Annotated in this window: 23 protein-coding genes; 16 read left to right on the plus strand and 7 right to left on the minus strand. The window is 69.4% G+C overall.

The window, feature by feature from the left end:
* The first annotated feature begins 11 nt into the window (after positions 1-11).
* Entirely contained in the window at positions 12-1,013 is a 1,002-nt protein-coding gene (locus AC3ANN_RS03760) for a sugar phosphate isomerase/epimerase family protein (protein ID WP_488339667.1), read from the plus strand.
* 40 nt (positions 1,014-1,053) lie between these two features.
* On the opposite strand, the gene AC3ANN_RS03765 is transcribed toward AC3ANN_RS03760, so the two are convergent.
* Together AC3ANN_RS03765 and AC3ANN_RS03770 are read right to left on the minus strand one after the other, a co-directional pair.
* The gene (locus AC3ANN_RS03765; protein WP_488339668.1) at positions 1,054-1,518 is read right to left on the minus strand and encodes a MarR family winged helix-turn-helix transcriptional regulator; all 465 of its coding nucleotides are present in this window, start codon (positions 1,516-1,518) and stop codon (positions 1,054-1,056) included.
* A gap of 11 nt (positions 1,519-1,529) precedes the next feature.
* Entirely contained in the window at positions 1,530-3,254 is a 1,725-nt protein-coding gene (locus tag AC3ANN_RS03770) for an MDR family MFS transporter (protein ID WP_488339669.1), read from the minus strand.
* A 173-nt stretch (positions 3,255-3,427) separates the two neighbouring features.
* Here AC3ANN_RS03770 and AC3ANN_RS03775 point away from each other — a divergent pair, with 173 nt between their 5' ends.
* Positions 3,428-3,931, plus strand: a complete 504-nt coding sequence (locus tag AC3ANN_RS03775) for a 2'-5' RNA ligase family protein (protein ID WP_488339670.1) — start codon at positions 3,428-3,430, stop codon at positions 3,929-3,931.
* 32 nt (positions 3,932-3,963) lie between these two features.
* Here the strand turns inward: AC3ANN_RS03775 and AC3ANN_RS03780 are convergent, their stop codons facing one another.
* Positions 3,964-4,644: a YqaJ viral recombinase family protein gene (locus tag AC3ANN_RS03780; protein WP_488339671.1), complete on the minus strand. Its 681-nt coding sequence runs from the start codon at positions 4,642-4,644 to the stop codon at positions 3,964-3,966.
* 106 nt (positions 4,645-4,750) lie between these two features.
* On the opposite strand from AC3ANN_RS03780, the gene AC3ANN_RS03785 reads away from it, so the two are divergent.
* The 8 genes from AC3ANN_RS03785 to AC3ANN_RS03820 all read left to right on the plus strand — a co-directional run bounded on the left by AC3ANN_RS03785 (position 4,751) and on the right by AC3ANN_RS03820 (position 12,989).
* On the plus strand, positions 4,751-5,074 hold the full coding sequence (locus AC3ANN_RS03785) for a 4a-hydroxytetrahydrobiopterin dehydratase (protein WP_488339672.1): 324 nt from the start codon (positions 4,751-4,753) through the stop codon (positions 5,072-5,074).
* A gap of 276 nt (positions 5,075-5,350) precedes the next feature.
* Positions 5,351-5,866 (plus strand): 50S ribosomal protein L10, encoded by a 516-nt coding sequence (gene rplJ / locus AC3ANN_RS03790; protein WP_488339673.1) that lies wholly within the window; start codon positions 5,351-5,353, stop codon positions 5,864-5,866.
* A 44-nt stretch (positions 5,867-5,910) separates the two neighbouring features.
* The gene (rplL, locus tag AC3ANN_RS03795; RefSeq protein ID WP_109211492.1) at positions 5,911-6,300 is read left to right on the plus strand and encodes a 50S ribosomal protein L7/L12; all 390 of its coding nucleotides are present in this window, start codon (positions 5,911-5,913) and stop codon (positions 6,298-6,300) included.
* Positions 6,301-6,577: 277 nt separating this feature from the next.
* On the plus strand, positions 6,578-7,504 hold the full coding sequence (locus AC3ANN_RS03800; protein ID WP_488339674.1) for a carbohydrate ABC transporter permease: 927 nt from the start codon (positions 6,578-6,580) through the stop codon (positions 7,502-7,504).
* Complete coding sequence (locus AC3ANN_RS03805) at positions 7,491-8,414, plus strand: carbohydrate ABC transporter permease (RefSeq protein ID WP_488339675.1); 924 nt, start codon at positions 7,491-7,493, stop codon at positions 8,412-8,414. Before AC3ANN_RS03800 ends, AC3ANN_RS03805 begins: the two co-directional genes overlap by 14 nt.
* Positions 8,415-8,506: 92 nt before the next feature.
* Positions 8,507-9,841, plus strand: coding sequence for an ABC transporter substrate-binding protein (locus AC3ANN_RS03810; protein ID WP_488339676.1), 1,335 nt, complete (start codon positions 8,507-8,509; stop codon positions 9,839-9,841).
* Between the two features lie 185 nt (positions 9,842-10,026).
* A complete protein-coding gene (locus AC3ANN_RS03815) occupies positions 10,027-11,883 on the plus strand; it encodes a DUF6807 family protein (RefSeq protein ID WP_488339677.1) in 1,857 nt (618 codons plus the stop codon).
* Positions 11,880-12,989: a Gfo/Idh/MocA family protein gene (locus tag AC3ANN_RS03820; protein ID WP_488339678.1), complete on the plus strand. Its 1,110-nt coding sequence runs from the start codon at positions 11,880-11,882 to the stop codon at positions 12,987-12,989. The genes AC3ANN_RS03815 and AC3ANN_RS03820 overlap by 4 nt, the downstream gene beginning before the upstream one ends.
* Before the next feature lie 85 nt (positions 12,990-13,074).
* Here the strand turns inward: AC3ANN_RS03820 and AC3ANN_RS03825 are convergent, their stop codons facing one another.
* Entirely contained in the window at positions 13,075-14,121 is a 1,047-nt protein-coding gene (locus tag AC3ANN_RS03825) for a LacI family DNA-binding transcriptional regulator (RefSeq protein ID WP_488339679.1), read from the minus strand.
* Positions 14,122-14,354: 233 nt separating this feature from the next.
* Between AC3ANN_RS03825 and AC3ANN_RS03830 the strand changes: the two genes are divergently transcribed.
* The 3 genes from AC3ANN_RS03830 (at position 14,355) to AC3ANN_RS03840 (ending at position 17,775) form a co-directional block, all read left to right on the plus strand.
* Complete coding sequence (locus AC3ANN_RS03830) at positions 14,355-15,710, plus strand: ABC transporter substrate-binding protein (protein WP_488339680.1); 1,356 nt, start codon at positions 14,355-14,357, stop codon at positions 15,708-15,710.
* Positions 15,711-15,826: 116 nt separating this feature from the next.
* Positions 15,827-16,795, plus strand: coding sequence for a carbohydrate ABC transporter permease (locus tag AC3ANN_RS03835; protein WP_488339681.1), 969 nt, complete (start codon positions 15,827-15,829; stop codon positions 16,793-16,795).
* Positions 16,792-17,775, plus strand: coding sequence for a carbohydrate ABC transporter permease (locus AC3ANN_RS03840; RefSeq protein WP_488339682.1), 984 nt, complete (start codon positions 16,792-16,794; stop codon positions 17,773-17,775). Before AC3ANN_RS03835 ends, AC3ANN_RS03840 begins: the two co-directional genes overlap by 4 nt.
* Positions 17,776-17,782: 7 nt before the next feature.
* Here the strand turns inward: AC3ANN_RS03840 and AC3ANN_RS03845 are convergent, their stop codons facing one another.
* Entirely contained in the window at positions 17,783-18,457 is a 675-nt protein-coding gene (locus tag AC3ANN_RS03845; protein WP_488339683.1) for a DUF305 domain-containing protein, read from the minus strand.
* A gap of 5 nt (positions 18,458-18,462) precedes the next feature.
* On the minus strand, positions 18,463-19,170 hold the full coding sequence (locus AC3ANN_RS03850; protein ID WP_488339684.1) for a thioredoxin-like domain-containing protein: 708 nt from the start codon (positions 19,168-19,170) through the stop codon (positions 18,463-18,465).
* Between the two features lie 133 nt (positions 19,171-19,303).
* Between AC3ANN_RS03850 and AC3ANN_RS03855 the strand changes: the two genes are divergently transcribed.
* Positions 19,304-20,680, plus strand: a complete 1,377-nt coding sequence (locus AC3ANN_RS03855) for a multidrug effflux MFS transporter (RefSeq protein WP_488339685.1) — start codon at positions 19,304-19,306, stop codon at positions 20,678-20,680.
* Between the two features lies 1 nt (position 20,681).
* On the opposite strand, the gene AC3ANN_RS03860 is transcribed toward AC3ANN_RS03855, so the two are convergent.
* Positions 20,682-21,179, minus strand: a complete 498-nt coding sequence (locus AC3ANN_RS03860; protein WP_488339686.1) for a nitroreductase family deazaflavin-dependent oxidoreductase — start codon at positions 21,177-21,179, stop codon at positions 20,682-20,684.
* 46 nt (positions 21,180-21,225) lie between these two features.
* On the opposite strand from AC3ANN_RS03860, the gene AC3ANN_RS03865 reads away from it, so the two are divergent.
* Positions 21,226-21,891: a phosphatase PAP2 family protein gene (locus AC3ANN_RS03865; protein WP_488339687.1), complete on the plus strand. Its 666-nt coding sequence runs from the start codon at positions 21,226-21,228 to the stop codon at positions 21,889-21,891.
* A gap of 4 nt (positions 21,892-21,895) precedes the next feature.
* On the plus strand, positions 21,896-23,887 hold the full coding sequence (locus AC3ANN_RS03870; protein WP_488339688.1) for a helicase HerA-like domain-containing protein: 1,992 nt from the start codon (positions 21,896-21,898) through the stop codon (positions 23,885-23,887).
* The last annotated feature ends 41 nt before the right edge of the window (positions 23,888-23,928 follow it).

The following is a 23,928-nucleotide window of genomic DNA, read 5'->3' on the forward strand; positions in this document are numbered from 1 at the left end:
AGGTGTTCGCGATGACGCGACCGATCACTCTGTTCACCGGCCAGTGGGCTGATCTTCCGTTCGAGGAGGTGGCACGGCTCGCGGGCGAATGGGGGTACGACGGACTCGAGATCGCGTCGTGGGGCGACCACCTCGATGTGTCGAGGTGGGACGACGACGCCTACGTGCAGGGCCGGCTCGACATCCTCGAGCGCAACGGCCTCAAGGTCTACACGATCTCGAACCATCTCGCGGGTCAAGCGGTGTGCGACGACCCGATCGACCAGCGGCACCGCGACATCCTGAACGACCGCGTGTGGGGCGACGGCGACCCCGAGGGGGTGCGCCAGCGCGCGGCCGAGGAGATGAAGCTCACCGCCCGCATGGCCGCGAAGCTCGGCGTGAAGACGGTGACCGGCTTCACCGGCTCGTCGATCTGGAAGGCCGTGGCCATGTTCCCGCCCGCGTCGGACGAGTGGGTGGATGCCGGCTACCGCGACTTCGCGGAGCGGTTCCACCCGATCCTCGACGTGTTCGACGAGGTCGGCGTGCGCTTCGCGCACGAGGTGCACCCGTCCGAGATCGCGTACGACTACTGGAGCACCAAGCGCACGCTCGAGGCCATCGGCCACCGTGAGGCGTTCGGCCTGAACTGGGACCCGTCGCACATGGTGTGGCAGGACCTCGACCCCGTCGGGTTCCTGTGGGACTTCCAGGACCGGATCTACCACGTCCACTGCAAGGACACGAAGAAGCGTCTCAACGGCCGCAACGGCCGGCTGTCGTCGCATCTTCCGTGGGCGGATCCGCGCCGAGGCTGGGACTTCATCTCGACGGGTCACGGCGATGTGCCGTGGGAGGACGCGTTCCGCATGCTCAACGCGATCGGCTACGACGGACCGCTCTCGGTGGAGTGGGAGGACGCCGGCATGGATCGCCTGGTCGGCGCGCCGGAGGCGCTCGAGTTCGTCCGCCGGCTGTCGACCTACCGGCCCTCCGAGGCGGCATTCGACGCCGCGTTCTCGCAGCGCTGAACCGGTGCTGACCGGGCGCTGACGGGGTGTCGCCGGACTCTCAGGAGTTCGGCGACTCGCCTGCGGTGAGGGCGTGCAGCAGTCGCGTGAGGTTGAGGATGTCGTCGACCGGCCACTCCTCGAGGGCGTCGACCAGTGTGCTCTCCTGCGGCGCTCGCGCCGCGGCGAGACGCTCGAGGCCCTCGGGCGTGGGGGAGAGCAGGCTGGAGCGGCCGTCGTCGGGATCGGGCGTGCGCTGCACGAGACCCAGCTGCTCGAGCTCGCGCACCGTGCGGCTGATCTGGCCCTTGTCGGACATGAGCGTGTCGGCGAGGGCCGAGAGCGTGATCGACTCGCGCCGCACGATGGTCGTGAAGACCTTGTAGGCACCGGGCAGCATGCCCGGGCTCACGCGGTTCGCGTTCTCGAGGATGATCCGCCGGAACCGGTTGATCAGCTCGCCGAACTCCGCCTCGAGGGCGCGCACCGCCTCGGTGCGCGCCTCTCGCGTCTCGTTCGTGGGCATCGTGATCGACATTAGCGGCGTGCGGACCCCGCCTCGGCCGCCGTCTCGGCGTGGGTCGCGGCATCCGTCGTGTTCGTGGTCGTCGCAGTCGCGGTCAGCGCGTCCATGCCCTCGGCGGTCGAGACGGTCGCGAGGTCGGCCTCGCTCGCGGCGACGCGCTCGCTCGTCGTCATGCGAGTGAGCGGCACGTTCGGCAGGAACACGATCGCGATGAGGCTCACCACGGCGAGCGGCACCGCGATGAGGAACGAGTGCGCGATCGCCTGGGCGTAGATGTCCTCGAAGATCACGCGGATGCCCTCGGGCAGCTGTGCGACGTTCGGGATCGCGCCGGACTGCAGCTGCGCGGCGACGGCGGCGCCCTTCTCGCCGAGCTTCGCGATCGCCGCGGCGATATCTCCCTGGCGATCGGCGACGAGGTCGGTCGCCGAGGTGGCGAGCGCCGCGCCCATCACCGACACGCCGATCGTGCCGCCGAGGCTGCGGAAGAACGTGACGCCCGAGCTCGCGACGCCGATCTCGGAGGGCTTCGCGGTGTTCTGCACGATCAGCACGAGGTTCTGCATCGTCATGCCGACGCCCGCGCCGAGCAGGAACATGTAGAGCGAGACGAGCACGAAGTTCGTGTCGTACTCGATGGTCGACAGCAGGAACGAGCCGGCGATCAGCAGGACGCCGCCCACGACGAGATAAGGCTTCCAGTGGCCGTGCCGGGTCACGAGCCCACCGATCACGATCGACGCGATGAGCAGGCCCGCGATCATCGGAATCGTCATGAGACCGGCCTCGGTCGGAGTGGCGCCGCGTGCCATCTGCATGTACTGGCTGAGGAAGACCGACGTGCCGAACATCGCGATGCCGATCGCGATCGAGGCGACCACGGCGAGCGTGAAGGTGCGGTTGCGGAACATCGTCAGGGGGACGAGCGGCTCTTTCGAGCGCAGCTCGACGACGACGAACAGGATGATCGCCAGGAGCGCGCCGCCGACCATGAGGATGGTCTCGACACTCCACCAGTCGTAGTCCTTGCCGGCGTTCGTGATCCAGATGAGCAGCAGCGACACGGCGGTCGAGAGCAGCACGATGCCGACGTAGTCGATCCGCACCTTCGTCTTCGGCCGGGCGGGCAGGTGCAGCGTGCGCTGCATCATGACGAGCGCCGCGACCGCGAACGGCACCGCGATGAAGAAGTTCCAGCGCCAGTCGAGCGTGTCGGTGATGAACCCGCCGAGGAGCGGCCCGCCGACCGTCGCGACGGCCATGACGGCGCCGAACAGGCCCATGTAGCGGCCGCGCTCGCGGGGGCTGATGATGTCGGCCATGATCACCTGGCTGAGCGCGGCGAGGCCGCCCGCGCCGATGCCCTGCACCGCGCGGAGACCGATGAGCATGCCGGGATCCTGCGAGAAGCCGGCGGCCGCGGTCGACAGCACGAAGATCACGATCGCGATCTGGATGAGCAGCTTGCGGTTGAACAGGTCGGCGAGCTTGCCCCAGATCGGGGTCGAGATCGCCGTGGTCAGCAGCGTCGCCGTGACGACCCACGTGAACGCCGCCTGGTCGCCGCCGAGATCGTGGACGATGACGGGCAGCGACGTCGAGACGACGGTCGAAGCGAGCATCGACACGAACATGCCGAGGAGGAGGCCGGTGAGGGCTTGCAGCACGCGGCGATGCCGGCGCGCGTCGTCTTCGGCGGCGGGCGCCGCTGCGCGTGCGGGGGAGGTCGAGGCCATGAGTGTCCTTCTGGTGGAGCTGATGCGAACGAGGGACGCGACGACGGTGGCGCGGAAGATTGTTGACAGTAGTCAACAGTTGAGATCGGTCAACTATATGAGTAATCGTTGACCTGTGTCAACTATTCCCACGCTTCCTGGCGACGTGCGCGCTCGCGCGTGATGATGGGACCGTGTTCAGCGTCGAGCTGCTTCTGGACGACGCCGCCGAGCGCGCCGTGCGCGACGACTGGGCGCGGCTCCTCGATGCCGGGCTGCCGAGCTCGGGCCGCAACCCCGCTCCGACGAATCGCCCGCACATCACGGTCGCGGTGCGCGACGACATCCGCCTTGCGAGCCTCGCCGGCCTCGCCGCGGAGCTTCCGCTGCGCGTCGAGCTGAGCGGCCTGCTCGTCTTCGGGGGTGCGGCCCGGTCGGTGCTGACGCGCCATGTCGTGGCATCCGCGGCCCTGCTGGAGTTCCATCGCGCAGTCGCGGCGCGACTCGGGCCTCCTGAGCCGCGCTACTCGAATACGGCACCCGACCGCTGGTCGCCGCACATCACGCTGGCGCGCGGACTGGACGCCGGGCACCTCGCGCGTGCGGTGCACGCGATCGCCGCGCCGTTCGCCGGCGGCGAGGCGACGGGGCTGCGACTGTGGGATGCCTCGGCCAAGACTGCGACGACCCTGACCTGAGGCGCGCGGCCGGAGGGTCGGTCGGCGAGAGGTCAGTCGGCGAGTGCGAGTGCCCGGAACGGCTGCCGCGGCGCGGACGGCGGCTGCGGCATCCGGGCGTCCTGCCGCCCGCGCGTCGTGCGCAGGTAGAGCTCGTCGATGAGCGCGGTCGCGAGGCGCACGAGCTTCGCGATCTCGGCATCGTCGCGATCGACCCACGCGCAGCGCGGCTCGTCGCCGACCGGCACGAAGCCGTCGTGCTGCTCCCACGCCACGAGCGTGCGCTCGGCGCCCAGCACGTGCTGCTGCCACCACACCTGACGAAGGTAGGACCGGGGGATGCTGCGCCACGCCTTGTTGGTCGTCTTGATCTCGGCGAGCACGATGCGCCCGGCTGTATCGACCGCGATGCCGTCAGGGGTGGCCAGGTGCCGCTTCTCGACGACCGCGTGGAACAGCGCGGATGACGGCTGGATGCCGTGGGTGGCTGCCACCCACGCCGCGATCTCGGGCTCGCGTGCGCGTCCGTGCGCCGTGAAGGCGTTGCCCGAGAATCCCGAGCCCATGAGCTTGGCGTCGGCGGCGCGGGCGATCGCCCGCTCGGAGGTGAGGGTCGCGACGTCCGTCGCCGTGATGCCCCGTGAGCGGGCCCGCACCCACGCGACCCGGTCCCGCGAGTCCGCCACGATGCGGGCCGCGAGCTCAGGGGTGCGTGCGGCGAGCTCGGGGGTCACCGTTCGAGCGTAACCCCGGCGCCCGACGCCCGTCGGCAGACATGCCCGCCGACGCCGAGAGGCGTACCCCCTTGCGGCATGCGAGAGGAGTGGCATCGTCGGGGACATGGACACCATCTCCACCGACCAGTTCCACGGCTCGCCCGGCGTCGAGGAGTGGCACGCGACGGCCTCGGGGGCGTACGCGCGGTTCCGCACCGGCGACTTCGCGAAGGGTGCACGGCTGTTCGCGGCCATCGCCGAGCTCGCCGAGGAGGCGAATCACCACCCCGACGTCGACGTCCGCTACACCGCGGTGCGCGTGCGGCTCTACACCCATTCGGCCGACGGGCTGACGGCGAAGGATGCCGAGCTCGCGGCGCGGATCTCGCGCGCGGCGCGAGATCTCGGCGTCGAGGCCGACCTCGATCACCCGGAGCGCGAGATCTGACGGGCGCCGTCTCGATTTGGCCGTTCCCCCGCCATCGCGTACCCTGGACGAAGCCGAAGACCGCCGGTCATCGACGTGCGTGAAAGCGCACCGAGATCGAAGCACTGCAGACGCAGGGGCCCGCGCAGGTGTCACGAACGATTCTCCTGGATTCAGGAATCCCGCTCCGTGCGCTTGCGCCGGAGCGTTTTTGTTTGCCCGCGCCGACTCAGATGACCGGAGCCTGCGGCCGGCGCCCCGCCATCGCGGAGCGTCTCGTACACACAAGGAGTGGCCATGGCGCAGAAGGAAGCATCGGTCGCCGAGCTCACGAAGAACTTCGAGGACTCGACCGCCGTTCTGCTGACCGAGTACCGCGGTCTGACGGTTGCAGAGCTCAAGGAGCTCCGCAACACCATCCGTCAGGACGCGGAATACGCCGTGGTGAAGAACACGCTCACCAAGATCGCCGCGAACAACGCGGGGATCTCGTCGCTGGACGACGACCTCAAGGGTCCGTCGGCCATCGCGTTCGTGCACGGCGACCCGGTCGCCGTCGCGAAGGGCCTGCGTGCCTTCGCCAAGGCACACCCTCTTCTCGTGATCAAGGGCGGTTTCTTCGACGGAAACCCCCTGAGCGCTGACGAGGTCAACAAGCTCGCCGACCTCGAGAGCCGTGAAGTCCTGCTGGCGAAGCTCGCCGGTGCGATGAAGGCCTCGATGACCAAGGCGGCATACGTCTTCAATGCGCTTCCGTCGAAGGCCGTCCGCACGGTCGACGCGCTGCGCGAGAAGCAGGAGTCCGCGGCCTGACATCGGGCCCCGGCGTAGCACAACCACAATCAAGGAGAAACATCATGGCAAAGCTCAGCACTGAGGAGCTGCTCGACGCGTTCAAGGAGCTCACGCTCATCGAGCTCAGCGAGTTCGTCAAGGCGTTCGAGGAGACCTTCGACGTCACCGCCGCCGCCCCCGTGGCCGTGGCCGCTGCCGGCGCTCCCGCCGGTGGTGCCCCCGCCGAGGAGGCCGAGGAGAAGGACGCGTTCGACGTCATCCTCGAGGCCGCCGGCGACAAGAAGATCCAGGTCATCAAGGTCGTCCGCGAGCTCACCTCGCTCGGCCTCGGTGAGGCGAAGGCCGTCGTCGACGGTGCTCCCAAGGCCGTCCTCGAGGGCGCCAACAAGGAGACCGCCGACAAGGCGAAGGCCGCTCTCGAAGAGGCCGGCGCGACGGTTACCCTCAAGTAATCTCGCTCTTCTTCACGAGGGCCCCGGATGCTGCGCATCCGGGGCCCTCGTCATGTCCGGGCGTGGCTCCTCACGTTGAGCGGTGGCGCGTTTTGGGTCGGGCGGTGAATTCCCTTTCTCGAGCGGGATGACAGAAATCCTCCTGATTTCACGGTAAGGGTTGCGCTGCGGCATCCGGTCTGTCCATACTGAGAAAGCGCATTCCAGAAAGCGCATTCTCAGCTCGACGACGAGACCCGGAGGACACGGTGGCGAAGACGCACCGCGGAGCAGCCGCATGAGCGCGATCGGCGAGCTCGGCAAGCTCCGCTCCGCCAAGGCGGACGGCAAGAAGCAGAACAAGGCGGCGTACCTCTTCCTCGCGCCGTGGTTCGTCGGGCTCGTGCTCATCACGATCGGGCCGATGGTGGCCTCGTTCGGGCTGTCGTTCACGCGGTACAACCTGCTCAGCCCGCCGAAGTGGATCGGGTTCGAGAACTACGCCCGCATGTGGGAGGACGAGCGGCTGCACAGTGCGCTGCAGGTCACGTTCACGTACGTCTTCGTCTCGCTTCCGCTGCAGCTGGCCGTCGCGCTCTTCCTCGCGATCGTGCTCGACCGCGGCCTCCGAGGCCTCGCGTTCTACCGCTCCGCGTTCTACCTGCCGTCGCTGCTCGGCGCGAGCGTCGCGATCGCGATCCTGTGGCGGCAGATCTTCGGCGTCGACGGCCTCGTGAATCAGGTGCTGGCGGTCTTCGGTATCGACGGGCAGGGATGGATTTCGAACCCCGACACGGCGCTCGGGACGCTCATGATCCTGAACGTCTGGACGTTCGGCTCGCCCATGGTGATCTTCCTCGCCGGACTGCGACAGATCCCGTCGATGTACTACGAGGCGGCCGCCGTCGACGGAGCGAGCCGCCGGCAGCAGCTGTTCCGCATCACGGTGCCGCTGCTCACCCCGATCATCTTCTTCAACGCGGTGCTGCAGCTGATCGGCACGTTCCAGTCGTTCACGCAGGCGTACATCGTCTCGGGCGGCACCGGCGGCCCGGTCGACTCGACGCTCTTCTACACGCTGTACCTGTACCAGCAGGGCTTCACCAACTACAACATGGGCTACGCGTCGGCCATGGCGTGGCTGCTGCTGGTCATCATCGGCATTCTGACCGTCCTGATGTTCTGGACCTCGAGATTCTGGGTTTTCTACGATGACCAAGATTGACGACGCCGCCATGACGGCTCCGCTCGCGACCGAGACGGTCGTCACGGGCCGGCCGCCGCGCACCCCGCGGCGCAACCCGTTCCGCAGGCCCCTGACGAGCGTCATCCGTCACGCCCTCCTCATCGCGCTGGCGCTCGGGATGCTGTACCCGGTCATCTGGATGGTCGTGAGCTCGCTGCGGCCGAACAACGAGATCTTCCGGGACCCGAGCATCATCCCCGACAGCTTCGAGGTCTCGAACTACGTGGACGGCTGGACGGCGCTGGCCTATCCGTTCAACGTCTACATGTGGAACTCGGCGCTCATCGTGCTCGGGTGCATCATCGGCAACCTCGTGTCGTGCTCGATGGCGGCGTACGCGTTCGCCCGACTGCAGTTCTCGGGGAAGCGATTCTGGTTCGCGGTGATGCTGCTGAGCATCATGCTCCCGATCCACGTCATCATCGTCCCGCAGTACGTGCTCTTCTCGCAGCTGGGCTGGGTGAACACGTTCCTGCCGCTGATCGTGCCGAAGCTGCTGGCGACGGACGCGTTCTTCATCTTCCTGATGGTGCAGTTCATCCGCGGCATCCCGAAGGAGCTCGACGAGGCGGCGCGCATCGACGGGGCGGGGCATCCGCGCATCTTCCTGCAGATCATCCTGCCGCTCATGGTCCCGGCGCTGGCGACCACCGCGATCTTCACGTTCATCTGGACGTGGAACGACTTCTTCTCGCAGCTGATCTTCCTCACCAAACCCGAGCTGTACACCGTTCCCCTCGCGCTGCGGTCGTTCGAAGACGCGCAGAGCACCACCAACTACGCCCAGATGTTCGCGATGAGCGTCGTCTCGCTCATCCCGATCTTCCTGATCTTCCTGTTCGGCCAGAAGTTCCTCATCAAGGGGATCGCGACGACCGGGATCAAGTGACGCACGCGTCACGCAACACCTTCGCGGGCGCCCGCCCGTCCTCATCACACGCACCACACCACACACCGACTCCGGTCGAAAGGATGCAAGACATGCGACGCACCACAACGGCACCGCGCCGGCTGCTGACCGCCGTCGGCGCAGCGACGATGCTGACGCTGACCGCGTGCGCGGGATCGACGGATGCCCCCGCCACCGGTCCGACCCTGTCCGACGAACCCGTCACCCTCACCTTCACGTGGTGGGGCAACGACGTCCGCCACGGGATCACCGAGGAGCTCATCGCCGCCTTCGAGGCGGAGCACGACAACATCACGATCGAGCCGCAGTACACCGACTGGGCCGGCTACTGGGACAAGCTCGCGACGACGGTCGCCGCGGGCGACGCGCCCGACATCATCCAGATGGACGAGAAGCAGCTGTCGACGTACGCCGCGAACGGCGTGCTGCTCGACCTGGGCACGCTCGGCGACTCGCTGCCGACGGACGACTTCCCCGAGGCGGTGCTGGGCACCGGCGCGCTCGACGGAGTCCAGTACGGCATCCCGGTCGGCATCAACTCCTACACGTACATGGCGAACCTCGATCTGCTCGAGAGCCTGGGCATCGAGGCGCCCGACGACGAGACGTGGTCGTGGGAGGACTTCACGGCGCTCGCCGAGGAGATCACCGCCGCGAGCGGCGGCGCGGTCATCGGCTCGCAGTCGTGGGGCTTCGAGGACGGCGGACTCAACAACTGGCTCCGCCAGCACGGCGAGTCCCTGTACGCCGAGGACGGGTCGCCCGAGGTCACGGCGTCGGAGGAGACGCTCGCCGAGTGGTGGCAGCTGCTGCTCGACGTGACCGAGGCGGGCGGCACGCCCGACCCCTCCGCCACCATCGAGCGCGAGTCGGCGGGCCTTGCCGAGTCGTTCACGGCGACGAACCAGTCGGCGTTCGGGCCGTGGTGGTCGAACCAGGTCGCGGCGCTGCGCGACGCGAGCGGACAGAACCTCGTGCCGCTCATGGTGCCGACGCCCGACGAGGGCGAGAGCAAGTCGGCGTACTACAAGCCGTCGATGTTCTGGTCGGCCTCGGCCAAGACCGAGCACCCCGGCGAGGTCGCGCTCTTCCTGGACTTCCTCTCCAATAGCGAGGAGGCGGCCGACCTGCTGCTGGCCGAGCGCGGGGTGCCGGCGAACGAGAAGATCCGCGAGTACATCACGCCGAAGCTCGACGAGACGAACCAGGAGGTCGTCGGGTTCCTCGACGACATCGCGCCGCGGGTCGGCGACGCCCCGCCGGCCACGCCCCCGGGCGGCGGAGCGATCGAGACGATCATCGACCAGCACACGCAGCGGGTGCTGTTCGGCGAGCTGACGCCCGAGGACGCCGCAGCCAGCTTCATCGCCGAGCTGCAGCGGGCCCTGGATGACGCCGCCATCTAGACCCGTCCAGACAGCCGCCTAGTCAGCCGCCCGCGCCGTCCCGGACGCGGCGCCACAGACCGCACGGGGCCGGACCGAAGTGATGAGGGGTCCGGTCCCGGGCGGGCCATGCCCGAACGACTGCGGCGCGAATGCGCCGCGGGGAGGTCGTACACGCCCATGATGGGAACAGGAGGAGGATCGCGTTGACCGAGGTCACGTCGCGCCCCATCACGATGGCGCAGGTCGCACAGTACGCCGGTGTCTCGCAGGCCTCGGTGTCGCGCGTCCTGAACGGCGTCGCCACGGTGGATCCTGCGATCGTCGCCAAGGTCAATCGCGCGGTCGCCGCGTTGAACTACTCGCCGAGCGAAGCCGCGCGCAGCCTCGTGCGGGGGAGCAGCCACACGATCGCGCTGCTGGTGCCCGACCTCGAGAACCCCATGTTCCAGGGCGTGCTGAAGGGACTGACGGTCGCCGCCGCCCGTGACGGCTACCGCGTGCTGGTGGCCGACAGCGCCGAGTCGGTCGGCGTCGAGGCCGAGATCGCGAGCGAGGCTCGCAGCAAGTGCGACGCTCTCGTTCTGGTGTCGCCGCGGATGCCGGATGCCGAGCTGAGCGAGCTCATCCAGCGCACGGCCCCGGTCGTGGTGGTCAACCGCCGTGTCGAGAACGCGCGCGCGCCGCAGCTCTCGGTCGATTACGTGACGGCGGTCAAGGAGCTCGGCACCCACCTGCGCGGCTTCGGCCACCGGCGGATCGCGTACGTCGCGGGACCGGCGCTCAGCTACGCGAACGAGCAGCGCGCGCAGGGTCTCGGCGAGCTGTCGCGCGAGTACCCGGACCTGGAGTTCCTCACGATCGTCGCGGGCTCGAGCATGGAGGCCGGCTACGACGCGGCCGACGCCGTGCTCGAGACCGGCGCGACCGCGGCGATCGCGTTCAACGACCTCGTCGCCCTCGGCCTCATGTCGAGGCTGCGCGAAGTGGGCGTGGAGGTGCCGGAGCAGCTGTCGATCGTGGGGATCGACGACATCCCGCAGTCGCGCTTCGCCGCGCCGCCGCTCACCACGATGTCGGTGCCGCGCATCGAGATCGGGCGACAGGCGTGGAATCGCATGCGTCAGGCGCTGGAGGGCGAGAGCGCGGATCATCCGCTCTTCTATCGCCCGGTGCTCGTCGCCCGCCGAAGCTCGGGGCCCGCGTCGCACGCGAGCGGCTGGGTCGGCCCGGCGCGGCCGGTGCTGCGGCTCGGCTCGACGGTGGTCGCGCAGTACGAGGAGGGCGCGACCGTCGACTCGGTGCTCTCGCCCCGCCCGTACCTGGACGCGGTCATCTCGCGTGCGGGCACGCCGCTGTCGGTCACCGAGCCGACCGACCACCCGCACCACCTCGGGGTGAGCCTCGCGATCCCCGACGTCAACGGCACGTCGTACTGGGGCGGTCGCACGTACGTACGCGGTGAGGGGTCGATCATGGTGCCCAACCACGGCCGTCAGCGGCGCGACCGGCTCCACATCGACGGCCACGCGCTGGACGAGCGCCTGAGCTGGGTCGACCAGCACGGCACCACGCAGCTCGTCGAGGTGCGGGAGCTCCGCTCCGCCGAGCTCGCGAACGGGTGGGCGCTGCGGTGGCGCAGCCACCTCAAGGCGACGCTCGACGCCATCACCTTCGGCTCCCCGGCCACGAACGGCCGGGAGGGCGCCGGCTACGGCGGCATCTTCTGGCGGTTCGCGCCCGAGATCGCGCGTGTCTTCAGCCCTGCGGGCGACACCGAGCGCGACGTGCACGGAGCCGCGACGCCGTGGATCGCCTTCACGTTCCCCGAGCGCGGCACCACCGTCGTGCTCACGCAGGGCGAAGAGCGCATGCCGTGGTTCGTTCGGTTCGCCGAGTACCTCGGCGCCGGGCCCGCGATCGCCTGGGACGAGCCGCGCACGCTCCCCGAGGGCGGGGAGCTCGACCTCGAGCTGACCGCGTACGTCCTCGACGTGGAGCTGCCTGACGCCGCGGCAGTCGAGCGCGCGCTGCCCGCGCTCCGCGAGGAAGCCGGCCTGTGACCGGTCTCCTTCGCGTCGGAATCGCCGGGGTCCACGGTCACGGCCGCACGCACGTCGATGCGACGCTCGCGCTCGCAGACGGCCTCGAGCTCGTCGCCGTCGCCGACCCGCGGGGCGGAGGCGACGTCCCCGCCGCGACGCTGGTGTTCCCCGACGCCGCCGCGATGATCGACGAGGTCGGGCTCGACGTGGTGGTCCTCAGCACTCCGATCCCCACGCACACCGACCTCACGCGCCGCGCGCTCGCGCGCGGCGCCCACGTGCTCCTCGAGAAGCCGCCGGTGCCGTCCGTGGCCGACCACCTCGAACTTCTGAAGGCGACGGATGCCGCGTCCCGCGCCGTGCAGGTGGGCTTCCAGTCGCTGGGCAGCGAGGGGGTGCGCGCGACCGCCGAGGTCGCGGCATCCGGTGTCATCGGCGACGTCCTCCACTACAGCGCGGTGGGGCTGTGGTCGAGGTCGGAGGAGTACTGGCGGCGGGCACCGTGGGCGGGACACCGCGTGCGTGACGGCAGGCTCGTGGCCGACGGAGTGGTGACGAACCCGCTCGCACACGCGGTGGCGACCGCGCTCGCGATCGCGGGGGCGGCGTCGCCTGACGACGTCGTCGCGGTCGACGCCGACCTGCGTCGCGCGAACGACATCGCCACCGACGACACATCGTCGCTCATGATCGAGCTGCACGGCGGTGTCCTCGTCGCGGCGGGACTCGCGGTCACGGCGGCGCGACGGCATGAGCCGTACGTCCTGGTGCGCGGCACGCGCGGGCACCTGGTCTATCACTACACGCTCGACACGCTGCACGTCTTCCGCGACGGGCACGCGCTCCCGCGCACGTACGCATACGAGCGCACCGGGCTGCTCGCGAACCTCGCCGCGCACGCACGGGCGGGCGGAGAGCTCCTCGCTCCGCTGCATCGGACGGGCGCGTTCACCCGCGTGCTCGAGGCCGTGATCGGCGGGCCGCCCCCGGCCGTGATCGACTCGGAGCTCGTCAGCAGCGTCGAGCGCGGAGACGAGACGTTCCGCGTCGTCGCGCACGTCGAGGATGCCGTCGAGCGGGTCGCGTGGGAGGCGCGGACGTTCCGCGAGCTCGGCCTTCTCTAGCCCGTCGCCATTCCGCCGAGACTTCACGATTGTCATCGAAAGCGCCCGGATCGATGACAATCGTGAAGTCTCGGCAGGGGTCACGTCAGGTGCCGGGTGGCGCGGTGCGAACGATGGCCGAAGCCGCGTCGTCGACGGCCGCCGTGGAGCTGCGCACGACGAGCGGCGAAGACTCGTAGATGCGGTGCGTGGCTGCCTCGGGGTCGCCGAGCCGCCACATCAGCAGCTGCACCGCTGCGCGGCCCTGCTGGTGCGGGCGCTGCTGGAGGGTCGTCAGCGAGAACATCTCGGCGTACGAGTGGTCGTCGATGCCGACCACGCTGAGCCGCTCGGGCACTCGGATGCCCAGACGCCGCGCGGCGATGATCGCCCCGATGGCGACCTCGTCGCACACGCCCACGATGCCGGTGGGGCGCGTGCGGCGATCGCCCAGCACCTCCGCCGCCGCGCTGTATCCTCCTGGCAGCGTCACCTCGGACGGGACGTGGCGAGCGGATGCCGCGAGCCCGGCGTCACGCATGGCGGCGAGGTAGCCGTCGGAGCGACGTCCGTCGCCGAAGCTCGTCCGTCGGCCGTCGGGATCGCCGCCGAGGAACACGATGTCGCGGTGGCCGAGCCCCACGAGGTGCTCGGTCGCGATGCGCGCCGCCGCCTCGTCGTCGATCGAGACGGCATTGGTGCCGGCGTCGTGTCCGCCGACGCTCACCACGGGCTTGCCGAAGGCGATGAGGCGCTCGAGCTCGCGGGCGCTGGGCTCGATGCCCACGGCGATGAGGCCGTCGAACCGCTTGCGGGCGAGGAAGTGCTCGAACATCTCGCGCCTCGCCGCGGACTCCGGCGGCGCGCCGTACAGCACGAGGTCGTAGCGGTGCTCCAGGAGCGCGTCCTGGATGCCCTCGAGAACCTGGGCGAAGAACCAGCGGTCGAGCGACGGCATCACGACGCCGATCGTCTGGGTACGCCCGGTGACGAGGCTCACCGCGCTCGTGGTCGGGACGTAGCCGAGGGCGGCCGCGGCATCCTTCACCCGGGCGCGCGTCGCCGCCGAGACGTAGCCTGAGCCGGTCAGCGCCCGCGAAGCCGTCGACTTCGAGACGCCTGCCGCGCGCGCCACGTCGGCGATCCCCGCCATCGGGTCCTCCTCGTGTCCACGGACGACGCAGTCCGTGGATTGTGGAACCGGTTCCGGCCACCATTGTGCCCCGGCGCCGGGCGACGCGCCACCGGCAGTTCCCCGTTTACCGAGTTGTGACCCAGAGCGATTGTGTGACTCGGCGGCATCCCCTAGCGTGAACATGGAATCGGTTCCCGACGGAACGCGCGGAGGCCGCCACGGACGCTCCGCGATCTCGATGAGGAGGACGCATGAGGATTCACAGACGCGGTCGCGTGCTGACTGCACTGGCGGGAGCGGGCATCGCGACCCTCGCCCTGGCCGGATGCACCGGCGACATGGAGGAAGGCGGCGGAGAGGTCGACTGCTCCGACTACGAGGAGTACGGCACCTTCGAGGACGCCGCCGTCACGATCGGCGGCACGATCCTCGACCTCGAAGCGGACCGCCTGGTGGAGTCGTGGAGCGACTTCGCCGAGTGCACCGGGATCGAGATCGACTATCAGGGCTCGAGCGAGTTCGAGGCGCAGATCGCGGTGCTCGCCGAAGGCGGCAACGCCCCCGACATCGGCATCGTGCCGCAGCCCGGCCTGCTCGCGCGTCTCGCGGAAGGCGGCTGGCTGATCCCGGCCTCCGAGGCCGTCGAGGCGAATGTCGACGAGTTCTGGTCGGAGGACTGGAAGACCTACGGCACGTACGACGGCACCTTCTATGCAGCACCGCTGATGGCCAGCATCAAGGGCTACGTCTGGTACTCGCCGACCGAGTTCGAGGAGAACGGCTGGGAGATCCCCCAGACGCTCGACGAGCTGACGGCACTGTCGGAGGAGATCGCCGCGGCGGGCGACCACAAGCCCTGGTGCGTGGGTCTGGAGTCCGGTGAGGCGACCGGCTGGCCGGGCACCGACTGGATCGAGGACTACATGCTGCGGCTTCACGGCCCCGACGTCTACGACCAGTGGGTGACGCACGGCATCCCGTTCAACGACCCGCAGGTCGTGGAGGCTTTCGACGCGGTCGGGGAGTACCTCAGGAACGACGACATGGTCAACGGCGGCTTCGGCGACGTCTCGACGCAGATCAGCACGGCGTTCCAGGACGCCGGCCTGCCGATCCTCGACGGCGAGTGCTCGCTGCACCACCAGGCCTCGTTCTACGAGACGTTCTGGAACCCGGAGGGTGGTGACGAGGTCACGGTCGCCTCGAACGGAGATGTCTTCGGCTTCCTGCTGCCTCCGGTCAACGCCGACGACCCGCTGTCGGTCACCGGCGGTGGCGAGTTCCCCGTCGCGTTCCGCGACGCCGAAGAGGTGGAGGCGGTGCGCGCGTACCTGTCGAGCGACACGTGGGCGAACAACCGCGTCAGTCTCGGCGGCGTGATCAGCGCCAACACGGGCGTCGACCCCGAGAACGCCTCGAGCGAACTGCTCGTGCAGTCGATCGAGATCCTGCAGGATCCCGAGACGACGTTCCGCTTCGACGGGTCCGACCTCATGCCGGGCGCCGTGGGCGCCGCGTCGTTCTGGCAGGGCATCGTCGAGTGGGTCGGCGGCGCGGACACCCAGTCGGTGGTCGACGAGATCGAGGCGAGCTGGCCGGCGAGCTAGGTCGCAGGTGAGCGTGTCCGAGGCGGTCCCTTCCGCCTCGGACACGCTCCCACCCCTCGCGCGCCCGTCACGGGCGCCGCACGCTCCCTTCGAAGACGAAGCAAGAGAGGCGATCGATGACAACCGGTGATCTGGTCGGAAAGATCCTCCAGGTGGTGATGGGCCTGGTGATCTTCGCGGCGATCGTGGGTCTGCTGATCTTCTTGATGGGCCGTCGCATCGGCAACAGGAGGAGCTGGTGGCAGCTTCTCTGGTTCCTCCTGCCCGCGGTGGTCCTGCTGGCCGTCGGCCTCGTGTGGCCCGCGGTCCGCACGACCGTCCTGGCGTTCCAGGACAGTGCCGGCAACTTCAGCTGGACCAACTTCGTGTGGATGTTCACCCAGCCCTCGGCGATCCGCACGCTCATCAACACCGTCGTGTGGGTGCTGCTCGTGCCGACCTTCTCGACGGCGCTGGGCCTCGCGTACGCGGTGTGGATCGACAAGTCCCGCGGCGAGAAGTACTACAAGGCGCTGGTGTTCATGCCCATGGCCATCTCGTTCGTGGGCGCCGGCATCATCTGGCGGTTCGTGTACGAGTACCGGTCCGCCGGCCGCGAGCAGATCGGTCTCCTCAACGCGTTCGTGGTCGCCTTCGGCGGTGAGCCGGTGCAGTGGATGCAGGCCGACCCGATCAACACGGTGCTGCTGATCGTGGTGATGATCTGGATCCAGACCGGGTTCGCGATGGTCGTGCTGAGCGCCGCGATCAAGGGGATCCCGACCGAGCAGATAGAAGCGGCGATGCTCGACGGCACCAATCCGTGGCAGCGGTTCGCCAACGTCACCGTTCCGGGAATCCGCGGCGCGCTCGTCGTGGTGCTCACCACGATCTCGATCGCGACGCTGAAGGTCTTCGACATCGTCCGCACCATGACCGGTGGAAACTTCAACACGTCCGTCGTGGCGAACGAGATGTACGTCCAGGCGTTCCGCGCGAGCGAGATCGGCCGCGGGTCTGCGCTCGCGGTGATCCTGTTCCTCCTGGTCATCCCGATCGTCATCTACAACGTGAACGTGCTCCGCAAGCAGAGGGAGATCCGATGAGCAGCGTCGCCCCCGTCGACCTTCCGATCGAAGGCGGTCCGGACGCGTACCGCGAGGCCGCCGAAGACACCCGGCCCGCCGCGCGCGTCAAGCGACGCCTGACCTCTCCCGTGGCCACGGTCGCCGCTCTCATCATCGCGGTGCTCTGGACGATCCCGACGTTCGGCCTGTTCATCTCGTCGTTCCGTCCGGCCGAGCTGATCCAGACGACCGGGTGGTGGACGATCTTCCAGAACCCGGGGTTCACGCTCGACAACTACCGCGACGTCCTGCTCTCGCCGTCGCAGTCGTCGCCGCAGCTGGGCGCCTATTTCGTGAACTCACTGGCGATCGCGATCCCCGCGACGATCTTCCCGCTCGTGTTCGCGTCGATGGCCGCCTACGCGTTCGCGTGGATGAAGTTCCGGTTCTCGAACTGGCTGTTCATCTTCATCTTCGCGCTGCAGATCGTGCCCATCCAGATGGCGCTCGTCCCGCTGCTGCAGACCTTCGCGATCTGGCTGCGGCCGGGCCAGGAGTGGCTTCACGATGTCATCCCCATCATCCCGGTGCAGAACTACCTGCCGCTGTGGATCGCCCACACGATCTTCGCGCTGCCGCTGACGATCTTCCTGCTGCACAACTTCATCTCCGAGATTCCGGGCGAGGTGATCGAGGCTGCACGCGTCGACGGCGCGACCCACAGCCAGATCTTCTTCCGCGTCGTGGTGCCGCTCGCGACACCCGCGATCGCGTCGGTGGCGATCTTCCAGTTCCTGTGGGTGTGGAACGACCTGCTGGTCGCCCTGATCTTCTCGGGCGGCACCCAGGACGTCGCGCCACTCACGCAGCGCCTGGCGGAGATGGTGGGCACGCGCGGTCAGGACTGGCAGCGGCTGACCGCGGGCGCGTTCGTCTCGCTGGTCGTGCCGCTGATCGTCTTCTTCGGTCTGCAGCGCTACTTCGTGCGAGGCCTGCTGGCGGGAAGCACGAAGGGGTAGGAGAGGCTCAGCCCGAGCACCCCAGTCGCTCCTGGATCGACCGCATGGCGTCGATCTCGGCCGTCTGCCCGGCCTCGATGCTGCCGGCCACCTGAAGGGCCCGCGGGTCGGAGCCGAGCTCGAGGAGCGCCTCGGCCATCGGGATGGCGCCTTCGTGATGGCGGATCATGAGCTCGAGGAACAGGCAGTCGGCCTCCTGGCCCGTGGCGTCCTCGAGAGCCGCGAGCTCGGCATCCGTCGCCATGCCCATCGCCTCGCGGGCCTCTTCGTCGGTCATCGGCTCGCCGTCCGTGCCGCCGTGGGCGTGGCCTTCCCCTGCGGCCTCCATCCACTGCATCATGGGCCCGCCGGTCTGCGACAGCCCCCACTGCACGAGCCAGTCGTACATCTCGCCGCGCTGCGCGGCCTGACCGGTGGCGATGTCGTACGCGAGCACGCGCAGCTCATCGTCGTCGGTCTTCCGGTAGATCTCCATCGCCATCTGGATCGCCTGCGCGTGATGCACCTGCATGTCGCGCGAGAAGCCCGCCTCGGGGGAGTCTGTGCCCGGAGTGCCCGGCCCCTGCGACCCGAAGGTCGAGAAGCGTCCCACCGCGAAGGCGAGCGCGGCGATCGCCAGCAGGACGAGGGCGATCCCCCACCAGCGCAGCGGACGTCGCTCGGCGGTCGCGTCGCCTGACATGCCGCCTACTGCTTGCCGGGTGCGTCGAGCGCCCCCGTGCACGCGGCGCCCGGCTCGGGCACGTTCTGGCTGCGCCAGTACTCCTCGAAGAACTCGCCGATGCGCTCGTCGTCGGCCGAGTCGAGCTTGAGCTGGTGGTTCCAGCTCGACAGCACGATGGGCGAGTCGAGGCCGTCGTAGGGGGAGAGGACGACGTAGCTCGACGGCAGCTGGCTCTTGAGCGTGTCGAGCTCCTCGCCGGTGACCTCGTCGGCGTCGTAGGTGACCCACACGGCGCCGTGCTCGAGCGAGTGGACGGCGTTCTCGTTCGGAACGGGCTGGTCGTAGATGCCGCAGTTCAGCCACACGGCGTTGTGCGGTCCGCCGGCGGGCGGGTTCTGCTCGTAGTCGACGGTGCCCTCGACGTGCTCGGTGGCGTTCTCGAACGTCTCGACGCCCTCGATCTCGGCGCCGTCGCTGCCGGGCTCGTACTGCTTCGGCGGAGCCGGTGCGAAGACGATCGAGGCCACGATGAGGCCGATGATGACGACGGCCGCCGTCACGCCGACGATCCACCACACGAGCTTGCTGCGGCGGCGCTTGGCGAGCTGCTTCTGATACTCGGCGAGCTTCGCCTGGCGCTTCTGCTCACGCTGCTGCTTGACGGTGAGGTTGATCTCGGCCTGGGTGGCGGGGTTGCCGCTCTTGCGCTGGTCGGCAGGGGTCGGGGTCACCCGCCCATCCTATGCGAGCGCATGCGACGATCGGCTGTGAGGCCGCCGACTGTGTGCGGTATCATCGGAGCTTCGAATCGATTCGACCCGCCGTCGTCGACCACTGTCACGCACCCGCCGAAACCAGGAACCGTTGCTCGATACCGCGTCCGTCCCCGTCCAGCGTCCCGAAGACCTCTCCTCCTCCTCCGCCGCGTCTAAGCCGAACCAAGCCGCGCCCCACCCCACCTCGACCGGTGCGATCCGCACGCTGGGGAGCAATCCGGCCACGGCGCCGATCGTGCTGCACCCGGGCGACTCGATCCCGGCCCGCAAGCGCGTCCTCTACATCATCCTGCTCGGCGCCCTGACCGCTCTCGGCCCCTTCACGATCGACCTCTACCTGCCCGCATTCCCGGTGCTCGAGGCCGAGTTCGACACGACGGCCGCGGCCATTCAGCTCACGCTCACCGGCACGATGGTGGGCTTCGCGCTCGGCCAGCTCATCGTCGGCCCGCTCAGCGACAAGGTCGGCCGTCGCGTGCCGCTGCTCGCGGTGACCGCCCTGCACGTCCTCGCGAGCGTTGCCGCCGCCCTCGCCCCGTCGCTCGAGCTGCTCTCGGTCGCGCGCGTGCTGATGGGGGCCGGTGCCGCCGCGGGCGGTGTCGTGGCCGCCGCGATCGTGCGCGACCTGTTCGGCGGCCGGCGCCTCGTGGTGATGCTGTCACGGCTCGCCCTCGTGTCGGGCGTGGCACCCGTGCTCGCCCCGCTCGTCGGCTCGGCGCTGCTGCTGGTGATGCCGTGGCGCGGTGTCTTCGCCGTGCTGGCGGTGTATGGAGCCGTCATGCTGATCTCGGCGCTGGTGTTCCTCCCCGAGACGCTTCCCCCCGCGCGCCGCCACGAACGGGGCGCGACCACGGTCTGGCAGCGTTATCGGAGCGTCCTGAGCGACCGCGTCTTCATCGGCGTGCTGATCATCGGCGGCATGACCTTCAGCGGTCTGTTCTCGTACCTGTCGAGCTCGTCGTTCCTGTTCCAGCTCGACTACGCGCTGAGTCCGCAGGAGTACGGGCTGATGTTCGCGGTCAACTCGCTGGGCGTGGTGGTCGGCGTGCAGACGGCGTCGCGACTCGCGGCGCGCTTCGGCCCCCAGTGGGTGATGGCGTGGTCGACCGCGGTGCTCGTGGTCGCGGCAGCAGCCATCATCGTCACCGACCAGCTCGGCCTCGGGCTGTGGGGCACGGTCGTCCCGCTGTTCGTCTTCATGACGGCGTGCGGCTTCACGTTCCCGTGCGTGCAGGTGCTCGCCCTCGACCGGCACGGCAAGGCCGCCGGCACCGCGCAGTCGATCATCGGCGCATCGAACTTCGGCGTCGCGGGCCTCATCTCGCCCCTCGTCGGATGGATCGCGAGGGATGCCGGCATCACGGCGACGACGATGGCCGCGGTCATGGTCGGGTGCTCGGTGATCGCCGTGCTGTCGCTGTGGTTCATCGTCCGCCCCCGCACGGTGGAGCGGCTGACCCCCTGAGTCAGTCCCGCGGCCGGACCGGCTGCAGGCGGAAGAGGCGCACGGTGCGCCCGGACTCACGCTCGTAGTTGCGGTAGCCAGGCCACTGGCGCTCGATCGTCGCCCACGCGGCGTCGCGCTCGTCGTCGGGGATCGGTGTGGCGCGCACCGGCATGCGGCGTCCGCGCACCGTGATGTCGGCATCCGGGTTCGCGAGCAGGTTCGTCGTCCACGCCGGATGCCTCTCGCCGGCGAAGTTCGTGCCCGCGACGATCGCCCGGCCCTGGCCGTCGGGCGTGTACATGAGGGGCACGTCGCGCACGACGCCCGACTTCGCGCCGACCGTATGGAGCACGAGCGACGGCACGAGCAGCGCGCTCAGCTGGACGCGTCCGCGCGAGAGCCACGCGACGAAGCGCTCGATCGGCGGGAGGAAGACGGGCCCGATCACGCGGCGGAACACGCGCGTGCGGGTGAGGGGCGCGATCACGGCACGGACGACGTCGACGACTCGGGTCACGGCCCCATCTTCACAGATCGGCGGCCGGGCCCGGCAGAATGGGGCGATGATCGACCGGCAGCGGCGGATGAGGGCGTCCGTCATCGCGTTCCTCGTCGCAGGCGGTGTGCTCGTGGCGCTGGCGTGCCTGCTCGGCTGGTGGGTGTTCTCGCGCGGCGACCAGCCGTTCGCCGTCGACGTGTGGTGGAACGCCCTGGTCACCACGTGGTGGAACCCCGTGCTCCTCGGGTTCTCGCGCGTCATGAACTGGGTCGGCGGCGGATGGTTCGGCGTGCTCGCGGTGCCGATCGGCGCGGCGGTCGGTCTCGTCCTGCTGCGGCGGCCGTGGGCGGCGGCCTACTTCCTCGCGGCCGAAGCGGTGTCGGCGGCCGGCGTGCAGGTGCTCAAGCACCTGTTCGGGCGGGTGAGGCCCGAAGACATCCTCGTCGTGTCGGACTACGGGTCGTATCCCTCGGGGCACGTCGCCAACGCGGCGACGATCGCCGCCGCTGCGGTGGTGATCTTCCCCCGCGTGTGGGTCGGGGTCGCGGGTGCGGTGTGGGTCGTGCTGATGGCGTTCAGCCGCACGTATCTGCACGCGCACTGGCTGAGTGACACGCTCGGCGGCGCGCTGATCGGGGCGGGCGCGGCGCTGCTCGTGGCCGCCGCCTTCGCGGTGCCGATGGCACGGGAGAGAACGGATGCCCCGGCGAGAGGGGCGTGGCTAGGCTGAGCGCATGACCGCCCCCGCCACGCCCGATCCCGCCGTCGCCGCCGCCGAGGCGGAGCTCGAGCGGCTTCGCGCCGAAGCCGAGGCCGCCGAGGCGCAGCTGAAGGCCGCACAGGCGAAGGCCGCTCTCGCCGCCGCCGAGGCCGAGGCCGCGAAGGCCAAGGCCTCCGCCACCGCGGCCCCCGCGCCTCAGTCGCCTGATGGCGCGACGGATGCCGGCAACCCCGGGCGCGCGGATACAACTGCTGCGACAGCACAGGGCGAGACCCCGGCCGCGCAGTTCTCAGGGCCCGCGGGAGCGCCCACCGAGAGCTCCGCCGCGCAGGAGCAAGAATCCGACAACGCGACAGCGCGTGCGAACGTCGCCGGCCCTCTGAACGAAGAGGAGGTCCAGCAGATCACCACGGGATACACGTTCCAGGCCGCCACGCTCGATCTCGGCGCCCTTGTCAACGGCGACCCCGTGCCCCAGGCGCAGATCCGGATCCCGCTGGGCATGATGAACCGGCACGGCCTGGTGGCGGGAGCCACCGGCACGGGCAAGACCCGGACGCTGCAGGGGCTCGCCGAGCAGCTGGCGGCGAACGGCGTGCCGGTGTTCGCGGCCGACATCAAGGGCGACCTGTCGGGCGTCGCGACGCCGGGTGAGGCGAGCGAGAAGCTGCTGGCGCGCACGCAGGGGATCGGGCAGGACTGGAGGCCGGAGGCATCGGTCACCGAGTACTTCGCGCTCGGCGGCATCGGCAAGGGGGTGCCGGTGCGGGCGACCGTGTCGGGCTTCGGTCCGCTGCTGCTCAGCAAGGTGCTCGGCCTGAACGACACGCAGGAGTCGAGTCTGGGGCTGGTGTTCCACTACGCCGACCAGAACGGGCTGGCGCTGGTCGACCTGTCGGACCTTCGCGCCGTGCTGACGCATCTGACGAGCGACGAGGGCAAGGCCGAGCTCAAGGAGCTCGGTGGACTGTCGGCGGCGACGGCGGGCGTGATCCTCCGCGAGCTGATCACGTTCGCCGACCAGGGTGCCGACGTGTTCTTCGGCGAGCCCGAGTTCGACGTCACCGACTTCATCCGCACGGCGCCCGGCGGGCGCGGCGTCATCAGCCTGCTCGAGGTGCCCGGGGTCATCGACAAGCCCGCGCTGTTCTCGACTTTCCTGATGTACCTGCTGGCCGAGCTCTTCGAGATCCTCCCCGAGGTCGGCGATCCCGAGAAGCCGAAGCTGGTGTTCTTCTTCGACGAGGCGCACCTGCTGTTCAAGGACGCGTCGAAGGACTTCCTCGCCGCGATCGTGCAGACGGTGCGACTCATCCGCTCGAAGGGCGTCGGCGTCTTCTTCGTGACGCAGACTCCGAAGGACGTGCCGTCCGACGTGCTCGCCCAGCTCGGCTCTCGTGTGCAGCACGCGCTGCGCGCGTTCACACCCGACGACGCGAAGGCGCTGCGGGCGACCGTCGGCACGTATCCGAAGTCCGGCTACGACCTCGAGCGCGTGTTGCAGGAGCTCGGCACGGGCGAGGCGATCGTGACCGTGATGAGCGAGAAGGGTGCGCCCACGCCGGTCGCGTGGACGCGGCTGCGGGCGCCGCAGGGGCTCATGTCGCCGACGCCGGATCCCGCGATCGAGGCGGCGGTGAAGGCCTCGCCGCTGCTGGCGAAGTACGGCACGGCCATCGACCGCGAGTCGGCGCGCGAGATCCTCACAGCGAAGATGAAGGCCGCCGACGAGGCGGCGGCGGCCGAGCAGGCCGCGCTCGAGAAGGCGAGGATCGACGCTGAGCTCGCCAAGCAGCAGGCCGCGATCGACAAGGCGCAGGCCGCGGCGGAGAAGAAGGCGCAGCAGGAGTACGAGCGGCTGCTCAAGAAGACCGCCGGCACCACCCGCACGTCGCGATCGCGGACGGCCGAGAAGTCGCCGATCGACCAGATTCTGAACTCGAAGACGACCGAGGCGATACTGGGCGGAGTGATCCGCGGGATCTTCGGCACAGGCAGGCGCTGAAACCCACGCCCGAGCGGATCGGTCCCGTCCGGAAGGCTCCG

This window comes from Microbacterium sp. STRO-2N (assembly GCF_057747775.1).